The sequence below is a fragment of the Microcoleus sp. SVA1B4 genome (genome assembly GCF_036700545.1).
Classification (GTDB): domain Bacteria; phylum Cyanobacteriota; class Cyanobacteriia; order Cyanobacteriales; family Microcoleaceae; genus Microcoleus.
Genome location: NZ_JAUBPB010000009.1, coordinates 1 through 24,496, shown reverse-complemented (window position 1 = coordinate 24,496; position 24,496 = coordinate 1). Strand labels below are relative to the sequence as shown.

The window sequence follows — 24,496 nt, the reverse complement described above, 5'->3', positions numbered from 1 at the left end:
AAAGAATTGACTTGCGCGAGATAAATGCTCTTTCTTGAGGATTTTCGATTTTCGATTTGGGATTGATTCCACGGATAGATCACGTGGCGGGTACCACCTTTGAAATTCCTGGTCAATCGATTTTAGATTTTCGATTTTCGATTAAAGAATTGACTTGCGCGAGATAAATGCTCTTTCTTGAGGATTTTCGATTTTCGATTTGGGATTGATTCCACGGATAAATCACGTGGCGGGTACCACCTTTGAAATTCCTGGTCACTACCTAGTTTCAAAGAAAATTGATGTTTGGAAACATAGTCAATAACTTTTGTCAATACCCTTAAGATATACTTTTCAATATCCAGAGTGAATTTTATTGTGGAACAGGCATCTTGCTTGTTCTTGAGAATGGTGCAATATCTCAGATTTCTGCCACATATATCTTCTTGGTAAGAGGATCAGAACTTTTATTGGTAGGGGTTGGTTGAATTTTTCAACCCTGACACATTTTAGTATTTATTTATTGAAGATTGATTGCAGCCACTGTTTTTTTTGTAGCTAACACTCCTATTATTTTTCCCAAGTATTGCAGTAAAAAAGTGTGGGGTTTGTTTCCACTCGCCCCGTTTGTAATGTACGGATATGTGAGATTTTATATCTTTGTTGAGGCATAAAAAAAGCAACGCACCTACGGGTAGTTCAACCCAGATGTTTTTCCCTGCCCGTAATCCTCATCCAAGATGATTTTCAAGGAATAATTTGCCCGATTATATGCTATCAATTAGGACACAAAGAAAGGGATTTATCTTGAGCCTCCAACCAAAGATTAACGTCCTGTAATTACTTGAAATAGCCAGCCCAAAAGCATCACACTCAAGAAAATTACACCTCCGACAATTAAAATCAAACCCAATAACAGCGCCACCACAAATAGCCAATCGGCTTTTTTGCCTTGTTCAGGGGAACCTAAATGAGCATCCAGCAATTCTATATTTTTGACATTAGCTTTCCAAGCAACATCCAACAAATCTCCGGCTACCGGTACAGTACCAGCAACTGTATCAAATACGATATTAGCTGCCATTTTTACTAAAGTCTCTTGAGGCACTCCCATTTGAGCGGATTTGAAGACAACATAGCCTGCAAAAATTGAAGTGATTACATCGCCGCCGCCCGGTATAAGTCCCAATATCGGATCGAGTCCGATGCGGTATTTTGTGCCGGGAATCGGAATGGCGTTGTCTAGTAAATGGCTGATCCGGCGGAGTCGGCGCAAGGATGCAATATGAGATTGGCTGGGAGTATTTGGGGAGGAATTTTGTATAGGAGAACGTGACATTTAATGGCTCTCGATTGCGATATTACTGCTAGTTTATGATATTTGTTGAAGCATATTCTAGTTTTGTCTCTATGCCTCAAGCAAGATTTTTAGTGATTTTAGTCGATCGACTTTGGTTTGTTTTTGAATGAACAGAAACCCGGTTTCTGTTCAAAACCGGGTTTCTTGCTTCTAGCTGGGGGCTTTTAATTTAGCCTGTTATTTGTTGCCTTCTGTGAAGTCGGCGTCAATCACGTCGTCGCCGCCGCCAGTGGGGCCACCGTCTCCATAGCCACCAGGGCCACCAGGGCCACCAGGGCCGTCAGTTGGGCCGCCTGCTTGCTGGTACAGGTTGCTGCTGACAGCGTAGAATGCTTGCTGCAACTCTGTTGTCAGTGTCTTGATGCGATCGTCATCTTCACTCTCGATCGCGGATCGCAAGTCTTTAAGCAACCCTTCAATCTTAGTTTTGTCATCAGCGGGAACTTTATCGCCCAATTCTGCCAACTGCTTCTCGATTTGATAGGCTTGAGAATCAGCTTGGTTTTTGCGATCGATTCTTTCGCGACGTTCCTTGTCAGCAGAAGCATTCGATTCAGCTTCCCTCACCATGCGATCGACTTCATTGCTGGGCAAAGTAGAAGCACCAGTAATGCTAATCGATTGCTCCTTGCCAGTACCTTTATCCTTAGCAGCTACATTCAAAATACCGTTAGCATCGATATCGAAAGTAACTTCAATTTGAGGTACGCCACGGGGGGCTGGTGGAACTCCATCTAAGCGGAAGGTTCCCAAATCCTTGTTATCATTGGCCATTTCCCGTTCGCCTTGCAAAACGTGAATTTCCACGTTTGTTTGGCCGTCTACAGCAGTCGAGAAAGTTTCCGACTTCTTGGTAGGAATAGTGGTGTTGCGGGGAATGATTTTGGTCATCACGCCACCCAAGGTTTCGACGCCGAGAGACAGCGGAGTAACGTCGAGCAACAGGATGTCTTTGACTTCGCCGGAGAGTACGCCGGCTTGAATTGCTGCACCGACTGCGACCACTTCGTCCGGGTTTACCGTTTGGTTGGGGTCTTTGCCAAGGAGTTTTTTGACCAGTTCTTGCACCGCTGGAATGCGGGTAGAACCACCAACTAAGACGACTTCATTAATTGCAGATTTGTCTAATTTGGCGTCGCGGATCGCATTTTCTACGGGGATGCGGGAGCGATCGATCAAATCCGAGCACAGTTCTTCAAACTTGCCCCGCGTCAAAGTCGTGTCCAAGTGTTTTGGCCCGTCTTGAGTCGCGGTAATAAACGGCAGGTTGATTTCTGCTTGGGTAACGCTCGAAAGCTCAATCTTGGCTTTTTCGGCTGCTTCCGTCAGGCGTTGCAGTGCTTGTTTGTCTTTGCGGAGGTCAATTCCTTCGGCTCTTTGGAATTCATTAGCGATGAAATCAACAATTTTTTTGTCGAAGTCGTCACCGCCGAGGTGAGTGTCTCCAGAAGTTGCTAGCACTTCAAATACGCCGTCGCCTACTTCGAGAATAGATACGTCGAAAGTACCGCCACCTAAGTCAAATACGAGGATGGTTTCGTTGCTCTTTTTATCTAACCCGTAAGCTAAAGCTGCTGCTGTAGGTTCGTTAATAATCCGCAGCACTTCTATACCGGCAATTTTTCCTGCGTCTTTCGTAGCTTGGCGCTGGGAGTCGTTGAAGTAAGCGGGAACAGTAATTACCGCTTGGGTAACAGTTTCGCCGAGGTATTTGCTGGCGTCTTCTACGAGTTTCCGAAGAACTTGTGCAGAAATTTCTTCTGGGGCAAATTGCTTGCCGCGGGCGGGACAGTCTAGTTTGAGGCTGTTGCCGACTTTGAGAACTTTGTAGGAAACTTCAGTGGTTTCGTGGGTTACTTCATCAACCCTACGCCCGATAAACCGTTTTACTGAGTAAAAGGTGTTTTCGGCGTTCATCACGGCTTGACGCTTGGCGATTTGTCCGACAAGTTGATCGCCATTTTTAGCATATGCTACTACGGAAGGTGTGGTGCGACCCCCTTCGGCGTTGGCTATGACGGTGGGTTTGCCGCCTTCCATAACTGCGACGCAGGAGTTTGTCGTACCTAAGTCAATTCCAACTACTTTTCCCATAGGGGTGTTCCGGCTCCAATCTCTACAAAATTTTGGTTTTCTATCTGTGTGATAGTCTGGTTATTCAGGACTGCGATTTCACCTGTGGGGGGTGTACGGATAGTGAGTCCTGCTTTAATACAGTCTTAGATAGGTGCTTATCTCTATACTGCGGGTGGTTAGACCAGGCGATGAAGGCGTGTTTACCGAACCTTTTGGGGGACGGTTGCATTCATGAGGTTTACACCGCTACAGTTGTTGACTGCTTTTCTTTACTCTTCCTAATGTACGGTGTGCGATCGATTCGGGTATTGTGGCAAACCGTATACGTTGTGTTGTGTTTGCCGTCTTTGTTGTATAAATTTTGTTTGGTTGGTAGGGGCGATCGGTTTTTTGGCTTGCAATCAGGTTTAATATCATTTCCGGTAACACTCATACATGATGTTGACTGTTGACGGTTGACTGTTGACGCCGTGAACAGTCAACAGTCAACAGTCAACAGTGAACTCGAATTTACTATTCCGATGCTAACGGATTTGATATAACATCAATTCTGAAAAGGGACACGGCAATGCCCTGTCCCTACCCGTTTACTTCCAGGCTGTGCCTGGGAAGGAATATTTATTGAGGGAGAGCCTCAAGTCCGCCTCTTGGGAATTTCGGAAAATTCTTGAATTTTCCAGCTTTTCATTGCTATTTTTTACCGATCAGCAGAGCTGCCGGAAAGTAACTCAGAGCGTCACCAATTGCCAAAGTACCGTTACTTTCTACCGCCTGATTTGTAATTGCATCTTTCCAAACCGACGGCATTTCCTCGGATAATTTCAAATTAGTATCTTTCCAGACTTGTTTGCCGATCGGCATTTCTTCAGGTTTGACAATTCCCGTCAAAAACCGGGGAGCAATGACAATAACGGTAGTCTCTCCAAAGCTTCTGGCAAAGGCAACAACATTATCTTTAAACGTGCCAACTGCTTCCAGGGGCAGATAATCGCCCGATTGAAAAACTTGCAAGTATTTTTTTCTCGCTTCTAGCGCTCTTGCCGTCAAAAACAACTTAATTCTCGCGTCTTCTCGCGTCGCAATCAAATCTTCAACCAGTTGCAAAATATCCGTCTGAGCTTGCTCTTTAATTTCCCGCAAAACCTCGATTCGGCGCTCAAAATCAACGGGACGGCGGTTATCGGGATCGACGTGGCTTAAATCCCAGAATTCCGTCCCTTGATAAATGTCGGGAACGCCTGGAGCCGTGATTTTCAGCAGCGTTTGAGATAAAGAATTGAAAATTCCGTAATTAGCTACTTTTTTACAGAAAGGTGTAAATTTGTTGATAAATTGATTTTGTTCCGAAGGTTCGAGAAGGCTATCGACAAAGGTCATAAAACCAGCTTCGTAGTCGTTATCCGGTCTCAGCCAAGCCGTATAAACTTTTGCTTCACGGACTGCTTTAATCACATAATCTTTCAGGCGATCGACATAATCAGTGTTTTCAATTCCCTCAAAGGGAAAACTGCCGAGCAGAGTTTGGTACAGGAAGTATTCGTCATTAGTATCTGGAACCATCCGATTCACAAAGTTGACTTTCTTAGAAGAGTTTACCTCTCTCCAAGACCTGACTTGCTGTTCCCATTCATCGGGAATTTCTGACAAAACGTTAAGTCTGGCTCGCACATCTTCGCCACGTTTGGTATCGTGGGTAGCTGTCGCATTCATTTTGTGTGGCCAAGCTGCTTGCTGCTGTTGGTTGAACTCGTGAAAATCTCCCAGGGACACGCCGAACTGACTGGGATTTCCTCCCACTTCGTTGAGCGATAAAAGTCGATAGTAGACGTATAAAAGCGTGTCTTCCACGCCTTTTGCCATTAATGGGCCTGTCAACTGCTGGAGTTTCATTACAAAGTGCCGGCGCTGCTCTTTTTGTTCGGGTGTTAGGGTTTCTTCTTCTTCCAGTAACAGCACCGTTTCGATAAATTTAAGTTCCTTGAGGAGTCTGGGTGCTTGTTCTTTGGCATGGGCGATCGCATATTTTACGTAAGTGCGATCGGACTCTCTCAAACCGTCTTGATTGATGTAAGTTCGGTAGACTGGAAAAATTGTCAAAACAGCCGCCAATGCTTTTTCCAAACCGGGACGAGTAAAGTCATTTCCCTGTCTCGATTGACCGGAAATATTCTTCAAAAGTTGAGCTAGATTGTCTACGTCTCCCGCCAAGTTTTTCTCAACAATCAGCCCTTTTTTATCTAAAAACAACTGTTCGTAGGGAACGGTAAAGCGAGTAAATCTCTGATATATTTCGGTAAATTGCTGCTCGCGATCGCACCGACAAAAAACGCCGTTTACGTAGTTCAAAAAGTCGTAGCCGCTAGTTCCCTCAATCGGCCAATATGAGGGCAAATCTTCTTCGTGTTCCAGAATTTTTTCAACAGTAATATAAGTGTCTCCGACTTTCTCTCGGAGGCGTTTCAAATATTCTGTGGGGTCGTAAAGTCCATCGATGTGGTCGATTCTCAATCCAGTAAACTTTCCCTCATCAACCATGTCGAAGATCAGAGCGTGGTTTTTATGAAAAACTTTAATCTCTTCAACTTTTACCGAAATAAGTTCGTTGACCGTAAAAAACCTTCGGTAATTAATTTCCTCTGCCCCCACTTTCCAGAAAGACAGACGGTAAAACTGCTCGGAAAGCAATTCGTCTAGCAAATTAAAGCTTTCGGAATTTCCCTTTTCTCCGTTAAAAACTTTGATATTTTCATCGATAAATTCCTGTACAAGGGGATTTTGATTGTAGAGTTCCCACAGCAGTCCTTTGACAAAAGCTATCTGATCGTATCTGGTTTTACCTTTAGTTTCTGAAGGTGTATTTTTAATTAAATAAAGAATTCCTAAAAACTTGATAAAATCTGGATGGCGTCTGCCTAATTCTCTAGCTAAATGCCCCAAGTTATGACTGATGAATTTAGCATAAGATTCAATTCTTACTGGCAATTGTAAGCTATAATAATTGATGGTTAGCCCAATTTCGCTGTATTTGAGTTGAATCTCGCCATTTTCCAGACACTCTCCATAAAAATTGCCCAGCAGCGGAGCCAGCACTCGACCCCTGAGATGTTCGTAAGCGTGATTCCATTCAATATCGAAGTAATCGAAATAGTCGGAATCTGGCCCGTGTTCCAATACGTCTAACAGCAGCAAATTTTGAGTGTCATAAGCCATGTGGTTCGGAACAATATCTTGCAACCATCCCATGTTCCGTTTCTTGATTTCGTATGTGAGGGCTTCAAAATTTTCTGATGTTCCCAAATCGGGATTGAGCTGATTTGAGTCAACGACATCGTATCCGTGAGAGCTGCCTTTTCTGGCTTTAAATATTGGTGAAGCGTAAAGGTCGGTAATTCCTAAATCTTCCAGATAGCTAAGGATTTGTTTGGCGGCTTCAAAGTTAAAACCTCCATGAAATTGAATCCGATAAGTTGTTGTGGGAATTCTCATCATGTTAATTTTACTCCGGGTTTTTTAGGGTTTTCTCTTTTAATGTATGAGGCAGAGCCTCCTCTACTGCATTCCCGGCCCGAGGCTGGGAATGAGAGAGGCTCTGCCTCCCGTTTCTTGTGGGACTAGATTCCGCGACAGAGGCTGAGAACTACATAGGTTCTGCCTCCTGTTGCTTGTTCCTAGGCTCTGCCTGGGAACGCCTGTATTGGAGGCTCTGCCTCCCGTTTTAATTACTCTAATTCATAGAGTGCGAAACTCTGCGGTTTAACGGTCAATTTTTGCTCTGAAGTTATCTTTTCAGGCAAGCTAGAACCTGAACCCATCCATTTTTCATCAGCAGAGTCTAAAATTTTGTGACCGTTGCCTTGGGGCAGTGTAGCCGTAAAAGTGACATCTTGCGTGTTGAAGTTTAGAATGCAGAATATCTGGCTGTCATCTGTCCAGCGACGTAGAAATAAGATTTTTTCCGCTTCAATGCTGGACACTTCTAGACTGTTTTTGTCGAGTTTTTTAAGGGCTGGTATTGTCCGCCGTAGTTGAATCAAATGTTGATGCCATTCCCAAAGGATTTTGTGTTTGCCTTCGGTTTGTTTTTCCCAGTTTAGCTTACACTTATCGAAAGTCTCAGGACTCTGGGGGTCGTGAAACTCGCCTCGGTCTTCAAAGGCTTTAAATTCTTGTTGTTTGTCTTTGCGGATAGCTTCAATTAAATTTTCGTCCGAGTGGGAAACGAAGTAAAAAAACGGTGCTTCTTCTCCGTATTCTTCTCCCATAAAAAAGAAGGGAATGTAGGGAGAAATTAAGACAGTGCCTGCTGCGAGTTTCAATGCTTCAAAATCAACTATTTTGGATAGTCGGTCTCCCAAAATGCGGTTGCCGATTTGGTCGTGGGTTTGGGCAAACACCACAAATTTATGACCAGGTTCATCCTTGACAGAATTGCCGTGTCTCCGCTTTCTGTGGGGGGCGTACTGGCCGGAGTAAACAAAGCTTTCTTTGAATGCTTTTTCTAAGTGTTCGCACTTGCCGTAATCTTGGTAGTATCGGTCGTCTTCTCCGGTGAGCAAGGCGTGCAGTGCGTGGTGGAAATCATCGCACCATTGGGCGTCTAATCCGAAGCCCCCCAGTTCTTTGGGACGTATAGTGCGGACATCGTTTAAGTCACTTTCGGCTATTAAGTAAAGTTGCCGTCCTAGTTCTTGGGAAATATCGGCTGTGGCATCGGAGAGTTCTTGTAAAAAAGGTCTGGCACCTACTTCAAATATTGCTTGAATTGCATCTAATCTCATGGCATCGATGTGATAGTCTCGAAACCAGTAGAGGGCGTTTTCAATAAAGTAGTTACGCACGCCGTCGCTGTAGGCGTCGTCGAAGTTGAGGGGATCTCCCCAAATTGAGCCGTATTTGGATGTAAAGTAGGGGCCGAATTGACTGAGGTAGTTGCCTTCGGGGCCGAGGTGGTTGTAAACTACATCGAGAATTACTGAAATGCCGTGTTCGTGGCAGGCGTTGACGAGTGTTTTGAAGCCTTCGGGGCCGCCGTAGGAGTTTTGAACTGCGTAGGGATATACGCCGTCATATCCCCAGTTTCGCTCGCCAGGAAATTGGGCTACTGGCATGATTTCGATGGCGTTGATTCCCAAGTCTTTAAGTTGTTTTAGATGGGGAATTATTGCTTCAAATGTTCCGGCTTGGGTGAATGTGCCGACGTGCAGTTCGTAAATAATCATTTCGGCTAGCGGCACGCCTTGCCAATTTGTGTCAGTCCAAGTAAAAATATTTTGATCTATTACTTGCGACGGAGCGTGTACGCCTTGGGGTTGATATTTTGATGCGGGGTCTGGTCGCTCGGTTTTTCCTTCGATTTGGTAAGTGTAAAGGGTTCCGGGTTCTATGTCTGTAGCTGTGGTTTGCCAATAACCTTCTGCTGATTGTTGCAGGGGTATCAGGCGTTTTTTTGGGGAAACAATTTGGACTGCGATTTGTTTGAGGGTGGGCGCCCAAACGGTAAATTCACATTGGTTATTGCCGAGGTAATTTGCTCCTATCTTCACTTTGAGCCGTTCTCCTTATAAAATAGGTTGGTAGTTCGATCGCCCGACGCGCTATCAAATGCTTGCCCTTAACGTTCAGCGCCTGTTTAGACGGTAATATTACTTAATATAACAAACAACTAACTTTAGACAGAGGCATCAAAGGGGAAAATTGGGTAAGGGGCAAAAGTAGCGGTTAGTTATGTCTAAATTAGAGCATGAATCCGCACGGGGGCGATCGTCAAATTAACGGTCTGGAATCGTTAATATTTCTGGTTGATATTATGTCGAAAATCTACCTAAAGGTAGGTCAAAAATCAGCGCGAGTGTGGACTTTATGGTTATGGCTTTTGGACGGGAAATCTGCTGCAATCTCGACTCGGCGGAGTCTCGGGAGTGGTTGGTCACAAACGGGATCGGCGGTTACGCTAGCGGGACGATCGCAAATCTCCTCACCCGCCGCTATCACGGCTTGCTGGTAGCCGCCCTCAAACCCCCGCTGGGACGCACTTTGATGCTCGCCAAGCTGGACGAGACGGCTGTGTATCACGATCGCGCCTATCCGCTTTATACAAACCGCTGGGCCGACGCGACGATCGAACCCCACGGCTACAACTACATCGAAAGCTTTCACCTAGAAGGCACGACGCCTGTTTGGAGGTTTGCTCTCGGCGACGCTATCCTGGAAAAGCGGATTTGGATGCAGCAAGGTGCTAACACAACATATATTCAATACCGCTTGCACCGCGCCTCACAACCGATCGCCCTTGCTGTCAAAGCCCTAGTCAACTACCGCGACTACCACCACACAACGAGCGCCGGCGACTGGCAGATGAGCCTAGAAACCTTGGAACGCGGGGTTTGCGTGACTGCATTTCCCAAGGCTGCGCCCCTGTACCTGCTCACTGAGGCCGCACCAGAGGCCAAATTTCGAGTCTCTGCGCCCTTATACAATTGGCATTACGGATTGGATCTAGCAGCCGAAAAGCGCCGCGGATTGGATTGCTGCGAGGATCACTTGCAGGCGGCGACTTTTCACATGACGATCGCACCGGGAACTTCTCTCACATTGATAGCGAGCACGGAGAAAAACCCGCAATTCAACGGGGATGCAGCTTTAGAATCGCGCCGCACTTATGAGGGAGAAGTGCTGGAAAAATGGTCAAAAGCGAGCAAATCTCCCGACTGGATCAATCACTTAGTGCTAGCCGCCGACCAATTTATCGTCAGCCGCCCGCTAGCGGAGGAAACCGAAGGCAAAACGATCATCGCCGGATATCCCTGGTTCAGCGACTGGGGGCGCGACACGACGATCGCCCTACCCGGTCTCACAATCTGTACCGGGCGATGGGAAATTGCGCGATCGATTTTGCGGACATTTGCGCGGTATGTCGATCGGGGGATGCTGCCGAACCGCTTCCCGGATGCGGGCGGCGAACCGGAATACAACACCGCAGACGCCACGCTGTGGTACTTTGAGGCAATCCGCGCTTATATCGACGCCACGGGAGACGACGAACTTTTGACCGAACTCTGGCCGGTGTTATGTGAGATTGTTGACTGGCACATACAGGGAACTCGGTATAACATCCGCGTCGATCCCGATGACGGTTTAGTCTACGCGGGCGAAACCGGCGTGCAACTGACTTGGATGGACGCGAAAATCGAGGATTGGGTGGTGACGCCTCGGATTGGTAAGCCGATCGAACTCAGCGCGCTTTGGTACAATGCTATACAAGCTATGGCAAGTTTTGCTCGAAAATTGGGCAAGCCTCACAATGAATACCAGCAATTGGGCGATCGAACAGCCGCCGGATTCCCTCGCTTCTGGAACGCCTCAACCGGTTACTGTTACGACATTCTCGACGGCCCCGACGGAAACGATAGTTCCCTGCGGCCCAACCAAATATTCGCCGTATCCCTGCCCCTAGACTCGATTCCTCCTCACTCCGCCAACTCCTTGTCAGCGGGGATGCGCCAGGAAACCCGCTATACACCGTTACTGACGCCCATCCAGCAGCGTGGCGTGGTGGACGCCTGCGCTCAACAGTTGCTCACTTCTGTCGGCCTCCGCAGCCTCTCGCCGCAGCACCCGCAGTATCGCGGCGTATACGGAGGCGACCAATTGCAGCGCGACAGCGCCTACCACCAGGGCACAGTTTGGGGCTGGCTGATTGGCCCGTTTGTCTTGGCGCACTTGCACGTATACAAAGACCCAGCACAAGCTCGCGAATTCCTCGAACCGATGGCACATCATATAAGGGGCGGCGGAGTTGGCAGTCTGGGCGAAATTTTTGAGGGCGACGCCCCCCACTCGCCGCGGGGCTGCACGGCTCAAGCTTGGACTGTGGCTGAGGTGCTGCGGGCTTGGTTGGCAATTAATACTGTGGGTGTTTAAATGGGGAATGTTATCTTTGGTGGAAAAAGAGATTTATGGCATTATTATTAGCGGGCGATATTGGCGGAACTAAGACAATTTTGCGCTTAGTGGAAAGGACTGTTAACGGTGAAATGAACGCTCTTTACGAGTTTCGCTATCCGAGCGGGGAGTTTCCCGATTTAGTGCCGATGGTGCAGCAGTTTTTGGCGGAAGCTGCTATGAAATTGGATTTTGCGCCATTGCCTGAAAAAGCTTGTTTTGCGATCGCAGGTCCGGTGGTAAACAACACTGCAAAACTGACTAATTTGCCTTGGAGGCTGGAGGCCAAGCGTCTGGAACAGGAATTAGGAATATCACACGTTAGTTTAATTAATGATTTTGTCGCGGTTGGCTACGGCGTGTGGGCTTTGGACGATCGAGATTTGCACACTTTGCAAGTTGGAAAACCCCGCCAACACGATCCAATTGCTGTGATTGGTGCGGGTACTGGTTTGGGAAATTGTTTTGGAATTCCCGAAGCAAATGGTATCAGGGTTTTTTCTTCGGAAGGGGGACACGGTGACTTTGCTCCTCGCTCGGAGTTGGAGTTTGAATTGCTGAAATATTTGTTAGCAAAACACGACATTCAAAGAATATCGATCGAGCGTGTGGTTTCGGGACTAGGGATTGTTTCAATTTACCAGTTTTTGCGGGACAGAAAGTTTGCTCCTGAATCGCCGGAGATAGGGGAAGTTATCAAAAAATGGGAGTCAGAAATCGGTAAAACTGAAAAGAGTGTCGATCCGGGAGCGACAATTGCACAGGCAGCCCTCAAAAAGTGCGATCGGCTTTCGGAACAAACCATGCAAATGTTTGTAGAAGCTTACGGTGCGGTGGCCGGAAATCTGGCTGTGACACTGTTACCTTACGGCGGTTTGTACGTAGCTGGCGGCATCGCTGCTAAGATTTTGCCGCTGATTTTAGAAGGGGGTTTTATGCGAGCTTTTACGCATAAAGGCCGGATGGATTCGCTGTTAGAAATGATGCCAGTTCGATTGGTTTTGAATCCCAATGTAGGGTTAATTGGTGCCGCTGTTTGTGCGGCCGGTCTTTAGGAGATTTCAAATATTTGGGGCGGGCAAGATGCCCACCCCACAAGAATTTTTGTGGCACAGGCATCTTGCCTGTGCAAATAGTTTGGGCGGGCTTCTAGCCCACCCCACAATAATATTTGTGGCACAGGCATCTTGCCTGTGCAAATAGTTTGGGGCGGGCTTCTAGCCCACCCCACAATAATATTTGTGGCACAGGCATCTTGCCTGTGCAAATATTTGTGGCACAGGCATCTTGCCTGTGCAAATATTTGTGGCACAGGCATCTTGCCTGTGAAATCCTTGTGGCACAGGCATCTTGCCTGTGAAATCCTTGTGGCACAGGCATCTTGCCTGTGACTGAAGCGCGGGCAAGATGCCCACCCCACAAGAAATTCAGAAAAAGCTAAACTTCATACATTTGCCAGAAAAAAGGATATTCCTCTGGAGTCACTGAAAGACCAGCTTTGACAGGATTTTGCCTAATATATTCCCAAAAAACCTGAAATTCTCGTTCATCTCTGACAATGTGGTCATGTCTCTCATCCTGCCAGACAGTACCAATATGCTTCATCACCTTGGGAATTTGTTTAGAACTGTAGCTTTTCATACTGTGTAGAATACTGCTGAGCGACCAGAATTTATTATCCGACTTTTCTAAAGGCTGCATGAGCATATGCACATGATCGGGCATTACAACTAAGCAAAATATTTGATACCTTTGCCTATCAAAAAACTTGCAAGCATTGAGGACAACTTGCCTCGCAGCCGGAGTTAATTCCAGCTTTTCCCAAGTATTAAAAGTGATGAAATATACCGCTCCTTCTAACTCCCAATGAGGTAAATTTCTGTAAGTAACTTTTAATTGAGCATCTCTGAGTTTAAGGGGCAGACTAGAAGCCTGTCCCACAAAAAGCTCATATTGACCTGTGGGGTGGGCATCTTTCCCGCCCAAATCTTGATTGCTTGCCTGACTCAAATTTTCGCGAATCATATGACTAAGTACAACCGCAACTTAGTATAAAATAGCCTTCATGAGGCAAGATGCCAATACCCTTACAGCTCATTTTCCTAAAGTATTTAAAATTTTGTGGGGTGGGCATCTTGCCCGCCCCAAATATGCAGGTTAAATTGCCACTGTTTATCTCATCTTCAAAATCTTCTGGGCTGCACTTTCAGATACCGGCATCACCGATAACCGATTGCCTTTTCTCACCACCAAAACCTCATCAGCACTAAACTTTTGTTTCAGTTCATCCAAAGATATTAACTTAGCAAATTCCTCAACAAACTCAACTCTCACAGTTTGCCAGCGAGGAGCATCAAACTGCGATTTAGGGTCATAATATTCGCTATTTATATCGAACTGAGTCGGGTCAGCAATTCCAGTTTCAACGACGCGCACTAAGCCAACAATTCCCGGTATTTTAGTATTAGAATGGTAAAAAAATACTAAATCTCCCCGACTCATTTCTCGCATAAAATTGCGCGCTTGATAGTTGCGAACGCCATCCCAAATGGAAGTGCGATCGCCCTTCAAGTCCACAATACTATAAACATCCGGTTCCGACTTCATCAGCCAATAATTCATACAATATCCTTCCGCTTCTGCAACCACAGAGTCAATATCAAATAAACGAAAATATGCACGCACAAAATAGCCCAATTTAAACCCAAATTCTCCCAGGTCGGATCGTAAACAGGAGTAGGCTCAAACGGCTGAGGGAGCGTACTCCCATCCGGCAATGTAGTAGGCGCCGGAACCATCGCATTCACATTAACTAAAGAGCCGTAAGCACCCACAGACCAGCGGCTTAACATCAGCCAAGAAAACTTGCTCGCCGCACCTTCCATCTTAAACAAAACTCCAGAAAAAATAATCTGAGGCAACAGTAATAGAGGCAAAGCGCTGTTAGCTTGAGAGCTATTTTTAACAATCGCGGAAACGACTAATCCAAGGCTTATGCAGCTCATTAAAGTTAGGAAAGTGGTAATACTTGCTCCCACAGGCCAGGAAATAAAACTCGGTTCGGGGGATTTAAAAGCAATCAGAATAACTCCTACCATTAACAGTGTTTGCAATAGTGCCAAACCAGAAAGTATAAAAATTTTTGAACCTAAATAAGCAAACAATCCTAAATTGACCAAACGTTCGCGCAGATAAATAGCAGATTCTTTAACAATTTCTTGCAGAGAAGTTGCCAGCCCTACCCAAATCGCCGCGCAGGTAAATACAAATAGAACTCTGAGCGCCAAAGGTGCTAAAGTTGCCTCCGGCGCTCCAATTAACGGGTCTTTATCTCTGACGGCTAGCCGCAGCAAACTAATGCCTATCGGAGCCGTTAAAAGAGCTAAACTCAAGTTAACTAAGTCGCGGGAAACGAGTTGAAAATAGCGCTGGGAAAGCAAAACGACTTGTTTTACAAAAGATTGAGATTTTGGTACAGAAGGTGCAGAAGGCGTTTTTGCATTAGCCTGGCCTCTGCTGAAGTGGTTGACAATATAGCGCTGATAGTAGGGAGATTTATTAAACTTTTCTGCCCAGCCTTGAACGTGGGTTTCTCCTGTTTCTAATTCGTTGTAAATGTCTGCAAAATCGCCCGTTTTGACATCGAAAAAATCGAGCGCTTCCCTGGGCGGGCCGAAGTAACAAAGGCGTCCGCCGCGACCCATAAAAACAATACGATCGCACATCGTGATATTTGCCGTCGCGTGAGTCACCAGAATCACCGTCCGGCCTTGATTTGCCAACTTTCGCAGCAGTTGCATCATCTTCTTATCCAAACCCGGATCGAGTCCTGAAGTCGGTTCGTCTAAAAAGAAAAGTTTCGGGTCTGCTAACAGTTCAACTCCGATGCTGACCCGCTTCCGCTGTCCGCCGCTAAGCTGTTTTACCAAAGCCTTGCGACGGTGAATCATTTCAATATCTTCTAAAGTTTTGGCGACTACCTGCTTGACATCTGTATCGGGAGGTAAGCGCAATTTAGCTGCATAACTCAACACTTCTTCTACTGTCAAATCTGCGTGCACAATATCATCTTGAGGCACATAACCGATTTGATTGCGGTAAATATTGAAGTTTTGGCGCAGGTTGTCGCCATTGAGAAACACCGCGCCGTTAGTAGTTTTTTCGATGCCTAAAAGTGTCCGCATTAAAGTAGATTTGCCAGCGCCGCTACCGCCGACTAAAGCCACAAACTGCCCCGGTTCGATCGCCAAAGTGATGTTATCCAAACGCTTCGGAATCACCAGACTGTCAGCATCCAAACGAATTTGATGGCCAGAGTCTTGCATCTGCAACTCACCGCTGCGGTAAGTTAGAGTAAACGGGCCGATCCGAATTGCATCTCCCTCGGACAACTGTACAGAATTTGTCACTCGCTGACCGTTAACAAAAACCCCGTTAACGCTGTAGTCTCGCAAAATATAATTGCCGCGACTGTCTTGGTCGATTGTGGCGTGGCGTCTAGAAACAAGCGGCGCATCTAATTGCAGCGAAGCGTTTGGATCGCGGCCCAACAAAACCGACCGATTCTTAAGAAGAATTGACTGCTTGCTATGGACAGCAACCTGATTCGCCAGCGGATTAAAATAACTCAGCAAAACTTGATTTTGAGGATCGAGACCGATTTTAATTTCTGTACCGTCTTTCAGACAATAACCGTCATTGGGAGTGATGCGAGTGCGATCGACAAATAAGCCATTAGTGCTCGGCCGCTGCCCGTCACCATCGTAAATCCAGTAATTATCCCCAATTTGGCGCAAAACAGCGTGAACGCCGGAAACTGCGCGCCAGGGTTCGGGAATGGCTAAATCAGCACGAGTGCGATCGCGCCCCAATACGTGCTGCTGCTGTTTTAACTCTAACTGTAAAATTTCCCCTTGATTGCTTAATACTATATAAGGTCGATCGCTTAAAGCAGTCAGTTGTCCTATATTGCCTGTCATACTTCAATCGCGGTTTTTGCACTCACTTTTGTCAGCATATCAAAAGTAGGACAACAATACACTTATATTAAGAAAATCTACTTAGCAACAACCGACAAACTGCGAAGCCGATTAATTGCCGCCGCCAATTCAAAGCGTCGAAACATGGCAAAATCCCCTTCAGAAAAAGGCGATAAAATATCCATCCCCTGCGCGTCAATATCTGCCATCACCAAATCTATGATTTCCGACAAAGTGCGTTTTCCGTCCATGTATTGCTGCTTAGCATAAACCATTGCCGCAGCGATCGCCCTTAACTGTCCGCTGTCCACAATTTGCTCAACAGCGCCCAAATCAATCTCCTCAGTTCCGAAAGCCAATTCATCAACATCCCGCACCTTCACCCGCACATCTCGCCGTCCCCGACTCGGATCTAAACTAGCAGGAATCGGCACTCTTTGAGTAATCTGACCAAAATTTTCTCCCCCTTCAGCAGCGCGGCTAGTCGAGTATTTTTTAGCAATTTTTTTAGCTTTTTCCGTCACATTATATGCTTGAAAGTTATCCAGTGAAATCACAGTATCTGCCACCTCAAAATAATCGCCACTTCCGCCCATGACTAAAATAGTCGATACGCCATAATCTGCATACAATTGTCTTACTTTATCAATAAACGGCGTAATCGGTTCCTTATCCTTAGCGATGAGTTCCTGCATTCGGCGATCGCGAATCATAAAATTCGTCGCCGCCGTATCCTCATCAACTAATAAAACAGGCACTAAATCCTCTTGACAAGAAGCGACTAATTCCAACGCCTCAATAATATTAGCAGCTTGCGACGTGCTGCCGCTCGCATTTTCTGTATAAAATTGTGCAGTATCTCTACCTTGCGGCAAGTGGTTAATAAAAGGCGAAATATCAACTCCCGCCACACTTCTTCCATCTTCCGCCCTAATTTTAACCGCCGCCGGATTAGTCACCACAAATTCCCGACCATCTTCTGGAATTCGGTTGTAAACTCCTAACTCGATCGCCCTGAGTAAAGTTGATTTGCCGTGATAGCCGCCCCCAACAATCAAAGTAATGCCAGCGGGAATACCCATACCGGAAATCAAACCGCGATTCGGACAATTAAACTCAACTTTTAATGACGGCGGCGACTGAAAAGCCACCGCATTATTTAACAAAGGACTGTTGTCAACACCGCTGCGGCGGGGTAAAATAGAACCGTCAGCAACAAACGCAACTAATCCGTTTTCAGCTAACTGCTGCCGCAGCCAGTCAGCATCTTCTACAGTTTCAACGTGACGGCGACATTCCGCAGCATTTAAGTTAGCATACTTCAGAGAATTGCTGACAATTTGCGGAATATCTTCGCACAGCATTTCAGCAGCTTGTCGCCCTAAAATACTGCGCCCGCCCGCTGGAAGTCCGACGGCAAATCGCAGTTCTACCCCCCCTAATTCCCCCCCTTGGTAAGGGGGGGATATAGAGATTTTTGCCCCCCCTTGGTAAGGGGGGGATATAGAGATTTTTGCCCCCCCTTGATAAGGGGGGGTTGGGGGGGTAATAAATGCGGAAGTTCGCTCTAAAACTTCTTGTCCGAACCGAGTCACTGCAATCATACCGCTTTTGCCAGTGCCGCGTTTGCTGCTGATGCTGTGTGCTGCTTTGTCAAACTGGCGAGTTAGGTAATCTCGCAAGGCTATTTCTCGACTGCGAGAGTTGAAAAGTTCGCGGGGAATTTGAGCAATGTTGGGGGGAACTATGACTCTAAATTTACTGGGAGAAGCAAAGGGATCTCCCTGCACGTAATCAATAATTAATGTGAATTCCGAAAAATCGTAGTTACCTTGAATGTCTTTGTATGCTTTGTAGCCTCGATTATCTAGTTGCAGTAAATGCCGTTGCAGGCTTTCTTTGTTAGTCATTTGTTATTTGTTATTGGTTATTAGTTATTAGTTATTTACCTAGTTCCTAGGCTCTGCCTAGGAACCGATGCCCAGAGGCTCTGCCTCGCTTGCTTGGCGTGGGAAAATTGGAGGCAGAGCCTCCCGATATGCGTTACCAGGCAGAGCCTGGTAACGAGTAGATTACCAATTACCTAATTTCCAATAATTTAGCCACGGCATTAACAACAATTTGAGCAGAACCGACGAAAAAAGGTCGATCGATAGTTGCTAATGTATCGCTAGATTGGTGATAGTGGGGCGATCGCAAATTTGCAGTATCCGTCACCAACACAGCACCAATTCCTTTATACCAGAAAGGCGCGTGGTCGCTCCGCAAAACATCGGGAGTCAGCAACCCTTTCAGGGGAACCGGCAGCGCCACCACCGGCGGCAAATCGGCTTTTCCAGACTCCGCAAAACTTTTCAATAGCAGCGGATGTTCCGCATCCCCAATCACAGCGATAAACTCGCCTTTGTCGGGAGAAGTTACCCCCGATGCTTCTAGAAAAGGTTGCGCTGTCAATCCTTCGGGATATTGCTGGCATCCGGGCGTGCGGCAGGCATAACCTACCATATCTAGGACGATCGCACCCTGCAAATTTTTTAACCGCGCCTCGCTACGGGTGAATGCTAAACTGCCTAAAAGTCCCAGTTCTTCCCTGTCGAAAAATGCTACTTGCAATGTCCGAGGCGTGGGACGAGAACCCAGCAATCTTGCTACTTCTAAAACTACTGCAACTCCCGTCGCATTGTCGTCAGCGCCTGGGGAGTTTGGTACAGTATCGTAGTGTGCTGCCACTAAAATTGCACCGGCGTTTGAGTCAGTGCCTTTTCTCTCAGCGAAGACGTTGATTCCGCGATCGAATGGCTGCAAATCTGCGGAAAATCCTAATGTTTGCAATTGCTGGGAAATGTAGTCTCTAGTAAAAGATCGAGATCGTTCTCCATCGCGTTCTCCTGCTAAAGTCTCGACGTGTTTCCACAACCGAGACGGGTCAATTTGCGGCTGATAGACTGCATCTTTTTCAGCAGGAAGCGGTAAAGGAGAAGGGTTTTGGGAAGTGTGGATATTGCGATCGACCAAAACTTCGGGTACAGCCGACAACCGCTGCCACGAGTCAGAACCCCACCCGACGGCCGTCACCGCAACCAGAATAAATAGCGCTATCCAAATCAATTGTTTCATTAGTCAATCTATTTGAGATTTTAGACAGGGATTACGCACTCCTGGCTCTCATCAACCGGGTTGTTTAGCGGAAGCGAGGGCTGCAACAAAGTCTTTTTGTAACACCCGGTTGATGCGTCCAGAACAGTTATATTTTAGATTTTAGATTGACACCAGAGTTAAAAATAAACCTGTTTCAAAAAATGAAACTCAAACATCTAAAAATTCACTGCGCCAGAGGCAGTTTTGTATTTCTTATATAAAAAAGCAGGAAAAAGTCTTGCGATGTTGCCGTCGAATCTGTATTGCTTATTAGATGGTTCGACGGCGACATTCACATCACTAATTTACCTTGAAATTTTACAAGTCAAAACTACTTTTTTTCCCACTCAATCTCCTTATTCTCCAATATCAACCCGCTGCTGCTTGGAACAGCGTAAGGAATAGTTGTTGCAGAAAATTTGACTATTTGAGTTGGTTGTTGAAACCACTCGGAATAACTCGGATTTAGTTGGTCATAGAGTGCTTTCAAAGCTTGGATTTCTGCCTCTAGCTGCGCTGCTGCTTGATTGATTCTGCGAGCTTGTGTTTGCAAGCGCTTTTCCCCGGTTTGAACTTTGTTTTCTAGTTCTTGCCAGTGCTCTCCGGCCACCAATTTTTCTAGTTCACCTTGCTTGTAATTGAGTAAAGCCTGTTTTTGTTGCAGTTGCTTTTCAATATTTTTAGTCTCTCGGTCAATTTCCTGGATTTGCTGCAACCACTGCTCCCCAAAAGCAGCAGTTTGCTGGTGGAACTCGGCAATGGCTTCAGGAGTATTATTTTTGGGAAAACTGACTGCCACTCGGCACTCTGAGCGCTCTACGCCAAGTTTTTCCCGCGACTCTTGCAGGGCGGTAAGTTCTGCTTGCAGCGCGCGGACTTCTTTTTGGAGTTCTGGGATGGTCTGACTCATGGGTTCAATTAGTGGACCTCTGCATAGATTTTAAGCTAATTGTTTATTTTTCTAACAAATCCCGATCGCCTCCTTGCGGGAATTATCTAATTTTAGCGCGCTCTCACCCGGTGTCTAGGCAGAATGGCGGATAATTTGTGGCACAATGGCTGATGACACATTTTAAATTAAGATTAAAATTGTAATTAGTTATAAAGCTAAGTTATTACCTGGCTAAAATTTAATTTACAAATCCACATGAATTAATGGTGGCTGGGTTTTCCTATGGCAGAGAAACTTCTGCTAAGATTTTTACAATTTTTGGTTCCTAAAAAAGTATTTTATCTTAGGAAATAGAGCAAATGAAAATAATTTTTCAATTAATTTGGGGATATTTCGCGGTTGCTATTTTTGGTGTGGAATCTAGCATGAGTGCAAAAATATTACCGATAAGTGTATGGGGTGAATCTGGCACTCACCCTGTAGAAAGGGTTTTGGTGCTGTCTCAAAAACATAGCTATTTGCGATCGGCATCTCGTCCCCTTACCTCTGGAAGCGCCGCATTATTTTTGAATCATTTATCCCAAATTGAACCACAAGAATATCCTAATTACAATCATATCAACTCTCAGCTAACCAATCAAAAATATCCTAAGTTTAGGTTAAAACTAATCGGTTATTCTCTGGTTTTTCTTGGTTTGGTAATTTCATTATTGATCCGGGGGAAGACAGTAAATAGCTTATCCAAGACGATGAGGTTAATCAAGCCGAAGTCTGAAACAGAGAATGACAAGCTACCAAAAGGAGAAAAAGTGTTATATCCAAAAAAAGAACAGGATATCTGGCATACTATTGCCCAGATGACCCAAGATTTGCAGCAAACTGCCGAATATGCTCTCGATATTTGTGAGGAAATGAACGTCTCGATAATTGCGACGACTCCAGGCGGTCATATCCTATCGTTAAACCAAGCTACCTGTCAACTTTTGGGATACTCTAAAAAAGAGTTGTTAGGCAAACCAATAGCCGGACTTTTTAAGAAAAGTGAATCACCAGCCCCGGAGTTAGATTTAGAAAGTTTAACAGCCGAAGGTTCTGTCCACAACGTGGAAAAAGTCTACCTTTCTAAACAGCGAAAAAAAATAATTATACTGCTTTCTATTTCAATTATTCGCGACAGTCAAGGCCAGGTCAGCGGCAAGTTATATATAGCACAAGATATTACTGATAGCAAGCGGGCTGAAAGAAATTTGCGGCGCAGTGAAAAAAAGTTTCGCCAACTGATAGAAACTGTGAATGCTGTGGCATTTATCTATCACCGCAGACAGTTACGCTATGTCAATGCTGAGACAGAAGCTCTGACAGGATATACTCGCGAAGAATTACTAGCATTGGATTTATACGACTTAATTCATCTAGATTTTATAGAAATAGTTAAAAAATGGGGTAAATCCAGCCATGCGCGCTCAACAGCAGGCTCTAAATATGAATTAGTAATAGTCACGAAAACTGGAGACATGCGCTGGATTGAAGCAACTGTAGATATTATAAAATTTGAAAAAAAAGCCTCAATCTTGATCACAGCATTTGACATCAGCGATCGCAAATTAGCAGAGTTAGAACTAGAAACATCTCTTTCGTTGCTTCAAGCAACCATTGAATCTACGGCTGACGGTATTCTGGCGGTTGACAGTGAAGGAAAAGTTGTTAGCTTTAACCGTAAATTTGCCGAAATGTGGCAGTTGCCGGATTTGCTGGTGGATTCGAGAGATAATAACCAAATTTTGGGTTTTGAAATCAACCAGTTAAAATACCCGGAAATATTTCTCAACCGTGCTAAAGAATTGTCCGATCGCCCTGCAGCAGAAAGTTACGATCTCATGGAGTTGACAGATGGCAGAATCTTCGAGCGCTACTCGTTGCCTCAGCGCACGGGAGGCAAAATTACTGGTCGAGTATTCAGCTTTCGGGATGTAACGGAACGGGTGCAATCCGAAGAAAAACTCCGCAAAAGTGAAGAACGTTTTCACCTGCTGACGCGGGCGACAAATGACGCCGTATGGGACTTTGATTTGTTAAAAAATGAGTATTGGTTAAGCGAAGAATTTGAAAAAGTTTTTGGATACAAACTTAACGAAACTCAGACGATAGAATTAGAATCTTGGTGGCTAAATATTCATCCCGAAGAACGGGAAAGAGTGATGTTAAGCTTCAACCAAACAATGAACTCAGACGCTCAATGTTGGTCGGAAGAATACAGCTTTCACCGTGCAGACGGGGGATATGTTTTTGTGCTCGATCGCGGCTATATCATCCGCAATGAAAGTGGCCAAGCAGTCAGGGCGATCGGCACGATGATGGACATTACTCAGCGCAAGCAAGCTGAAGAAATTATTCGCTATCAAGCTGTTTATGACCAACTCACCGGTTTACCGAACCGGATACTTTTTAACGAGCGGCTGCTGGCGTCCTTAAAACAAGCTAAACAAACAAAAAAAATGCTTGCTGTGATGTTTTTAGACTTGGACAGGTTCAAAAAGATTAATGATACACTAGGTCACGCTGCGGGCGATCGCCTGTTAGAAGGTTTTGCCGGACGCATCAGCGACACTTTGCGATCGACTGACACGGTAGCCCGCTGGGGAGGCGACGAATTTACCATACTGCTTCCCGACATCAATTGCTTAGAAGATGCCGTTAAAACAGCTCAAAGAATACTCAACAATTTAAAGCCACCATTTAAACTAGAAGGACAACCGTTTCATGTTAGCAGCAGCATCGGCATTGCCCTTTATCCCGATGATGGTGAAGAGGCCGAAACTTTAGTCAAAAATGCCGATGCTGCCTTGTACTACGCTAAAGAAATGGGAAGAAATAACTATCAGTTATATACTTCAACACTTAATCCCCACGGCAGCCATTTACTAACTATAGAACACAGACTGCACGAGGCTTTAGAACAAGGAGAATTTGAGGTTTTCTATCAGCCAAAAGTCAACATTACTACTTGGCAAATTCAGGGCATGGAAGCTTTGCTGCGCTGGCAACATCCACAATTAGGTTTAGTTACTCCCGCTACATTTATTCCCATCGCCGAAGAGAACGGACTCATTGTACCTATTGGGGAATGGGTGCTGCAAACAGCCTGCACTCAAAATAAAGCTTGGCAGGATGCTTTGCAGCCAGATTTGCGGGTAGCAGTCAACGTTTCGGCTCGGCAGTTCCAGCAATTTAATTTATTAGAAATGGTAGCGAACTGCTTGGAAAAAACTGGTTTAGCACCCAAATATTTAGAGTTAGAAATTACCGAAACTACAGCCATGCAAGATGTGGATTATACCACAAAAGTTCTCAGGGAGTTGCAGAATATGGGAGTGCAAATTGCGCTGGACGATTTCGGCACGGGTTATTGTTCTCTAAATTATCTCAAAAAGTTTCCCTTGAATATCTTAAAAATAGACAGCTCGTTTGTCAGCGGATTGACGACAGATCCCTGCGAACGGGCGATCGCCAAGGCTGTAGCGACGCTGGGGCGAGATTTGAACTTGAGCGTGGTAGCTGAAGGAGTAGAAACTAAAGAGCAGTTGGAGTGTTTGCGCGAACTCCACTGTCAAGAAATTCAGGGTCATTATTTCAGCCCTGCACTCTCGGCTGGCGATGCTAGGAAGCTATTGCTAAATTCTCAGTTGCAACAAGTGAAAATTGCTTAATTAGTCATTAGTCATTAGTTATTAGTCATCAGTCAATTGTAGGGTGGGTGAGGCGCGGTTCAAGATTTATCTATTGCTGACAATAGTTAATCGGCGCGCCTCACCCACCAATAGGGATCAGGTGCTTCGTGCGCCCCCGAAAGTTATAGTTCTTGACCGCGAATCTTAGTCTCCCGACTTATTTTCCTGCGCTGCACCCCCAACATCATCACTGCTAGAGGGCTTCGGCGGGCCTAAGTTGTCGGGCAATTCGTTAAGATTCTTGCCCAAAGCGTGACATAGCGCTTTAACTTGAGGAATTGTCAGCTCAGGGGCATCAAGTCCTCGCTCCCGCCACCGCAGTTAAAAGCTTAGGAATGAGAATTAAATAACTTCCACTCTTGAAAGTGGGATGGGCGTCCCGCCCGTCCGTTTTTGTCGGGCG

At 45.7% G+C, this 24,496-nt stretch carries 14 protein-coding genes; 3 read left to right on the top strand and 11 right to left on the bottom strand.

Annotated features, from left to right (window positions below; genetic code table 11):
* Positions 1-805: 805 nt before the first annotated feature.
* From QT987_RS06595 to treZ, 5 genes are all read right to left on the bottom strand, one after another.
* Complete coding sequence (locus QT987_RS06595) at positions 806-1,318, bottom strand: DUF4112 domain-containing protein (protein ID WP_333238360.1); 513 nt, start codon at positions 1,316-1,318, stop codon at positions 806-808.
* Between the two features lie 198 nt (positions 1,319-1,516).
* Positions 1,517-3,433: a molecular chaperone DnaK gene (gene dnaK, locus QT987_RS06590; protein WP_333238357.1), complete on the bottom strand. Its 1,917-nt coding sequence runs from the start codon at positions 3,431-3,433 to the stop codon at positions 1,517-1,519.
* A 220-nt stretch (positions 3,434-3,653) separates the two neighbouring features.
* Positions 3,654-3,848, bottom strand: coding sequence for a hypothetical protein (locus QT987_RS06585; RefSeq protein WP_333238355.1), 195 nt, complete (start codon positions 3,846-3,848; stop codon positions 3,654-3,656).
* A 257-nt stretch (positions 3,849-4,105) separates the two neighbouring features.
* Entirely contained in the window at positions 4,106-6,901 is a 2,796-nt protein-coding gene (treY, locus tag QT987_RS06580; RefSeq protein WP_333238531.1) for a malto-oligosyltrehalose synthase, read from the bottom strand.
* 233 nt (positions 6,902-7,134) lie between these two features.
* Entirely contained in the window at positions 7,135-8,958 is a 1,824-nt protein-coding gene (gene treZ / locus QT987_RS06575) for a malto-oligosyltrehalose trehalohydrolase (protein WP_333238353.1), read from the bottom strand.
* Between the two features lie 316 nt (positions 8,959-9,274).
* Here treZ and QT987_RS06570 point away from each other — a divergent pair, with 316 nt between their 5' ends.
* Positions 9,275-11,335 (top strand): amylo-alpha-1,6-glucosidase, encoded by a 2,061-nt coding sequence (locus QT987_RS06570; protein ID WP_333238529.1) that lies wholly within the window; start codon positions 9,275-9,277, stop codon positions 11,333-11,335.
* Between the two features lie 35 nt (positions 11,336-11,370).
* Positions 11,371-12,411 carry a glucokinase gene (locus tag QT987_RS06565; protein ID WP_333238351.1) on the top strand — a complete coding sequence of 347 codons (1,041 nt, stop codon included), beginning with the start codon at positions 11,371-11,373 and terminating at the stop codon, positions 12,409-12,411.
* A 382-nt stretch (positions 12,412-12,793) separates the two neighbouring features.
* Here QT987_RS06565 and QT987_RS06560 read toward each other — a convergent pair whose 3' ends face one another.
* The 6 genes from QT987_RS06560 to QT987_RS06535 all read right to left on the bottom strand — a co-directional run bounded on the left by QT987_RS06560 (position 12,794) and on the right by QT987_RS06535 (position 20,383).
* Positions 12,794-13,381 carry an REP-associated tyrosine transposase gene (locus tag QT987_RS06560; protein ID WP_333238349.1) on the bottom strand — a complete coding sequence of 196 codons (588 nt, stop codon included), beginning with the start codon at positions 13,379-13,381 and terminating at the stop codon, positions 12,794-12,796.
* Between the two features lie 147 nt (positions 13,382-13,528).
* On the bottom strand, positions 13,529-13,978 hold the full coding sequence (locus tag QT987_RS06555; RefSeq protein WP_333238347.1) for an EVE domain-containing protein: 450 nt from the start codon (positions 13,976-13,978) through the stop codon (positions 13,529-13,531).
* Entirely contained in the window at positions 13,975-16,335 is a 2,361-nt protein-coding gene (locus tag QT987_RS06550) for an FHA domain-containing protein (RefSeq protein ID WP_333238345.1), read from the bottom strand. Before QT987_RS06550 ends, QT987_RS06555 begins: the two co-directional genes overlap by 4 nt.
* A 77-nt stretch (positions 16,336-16,412) precedes the next feature.
* A complete protein-coding gene (locus QT987_RS06545; RefSeq protein WP_333238343.1) occupies positions 16,413-18,245 on the bottom strand; it encodes an ABC-ATPase domain-containing protein in 1,833 nt (610 codons plus the stop codon).
* A 169-nt stretch (positions 18,246-18,414) separates the two neighbouring features.
* Positions 18,415-19,452 (bottom strand): M28 family peptidase, encoded by a 1,038-nt coding sequence (locus QT987_RS06540; protein ID WP_333238341.1) that lies wholly within the window; start codon positions 19,450-19,452, stop codon positions 18,415-18,417.
* Between the two features lie 352 nt (positions 19,453-19,804).
* Positions 19,805-20,383, bottom strand: a complete 579-nt coding sequence (locus QT987_RS06535; protein WP_333238339.1) for a hypothetical protein — start codon at positions 20,381-20,383, stop codon at positions 19,805-19,807.
* 341 nt (positions 20,384-20,724) lie between these two features.
* Here QT987_RS06535 and QT987_RS06530 point away from each other — a divergent pair, with 341 nt between their 5' ends.
* Complete coding sequence (locus QT987_RS06530; RefSeq protein ID WP_333238337.1) at positions 20,725-24,072, top strand: EAL domain-containing protein; 3,348 nt, start codon at positions 20,725-20,727, stop codon at positions 24,070-24,072.
* Positions 24,073-24,496: the final 424 nt, after the last annotated feature.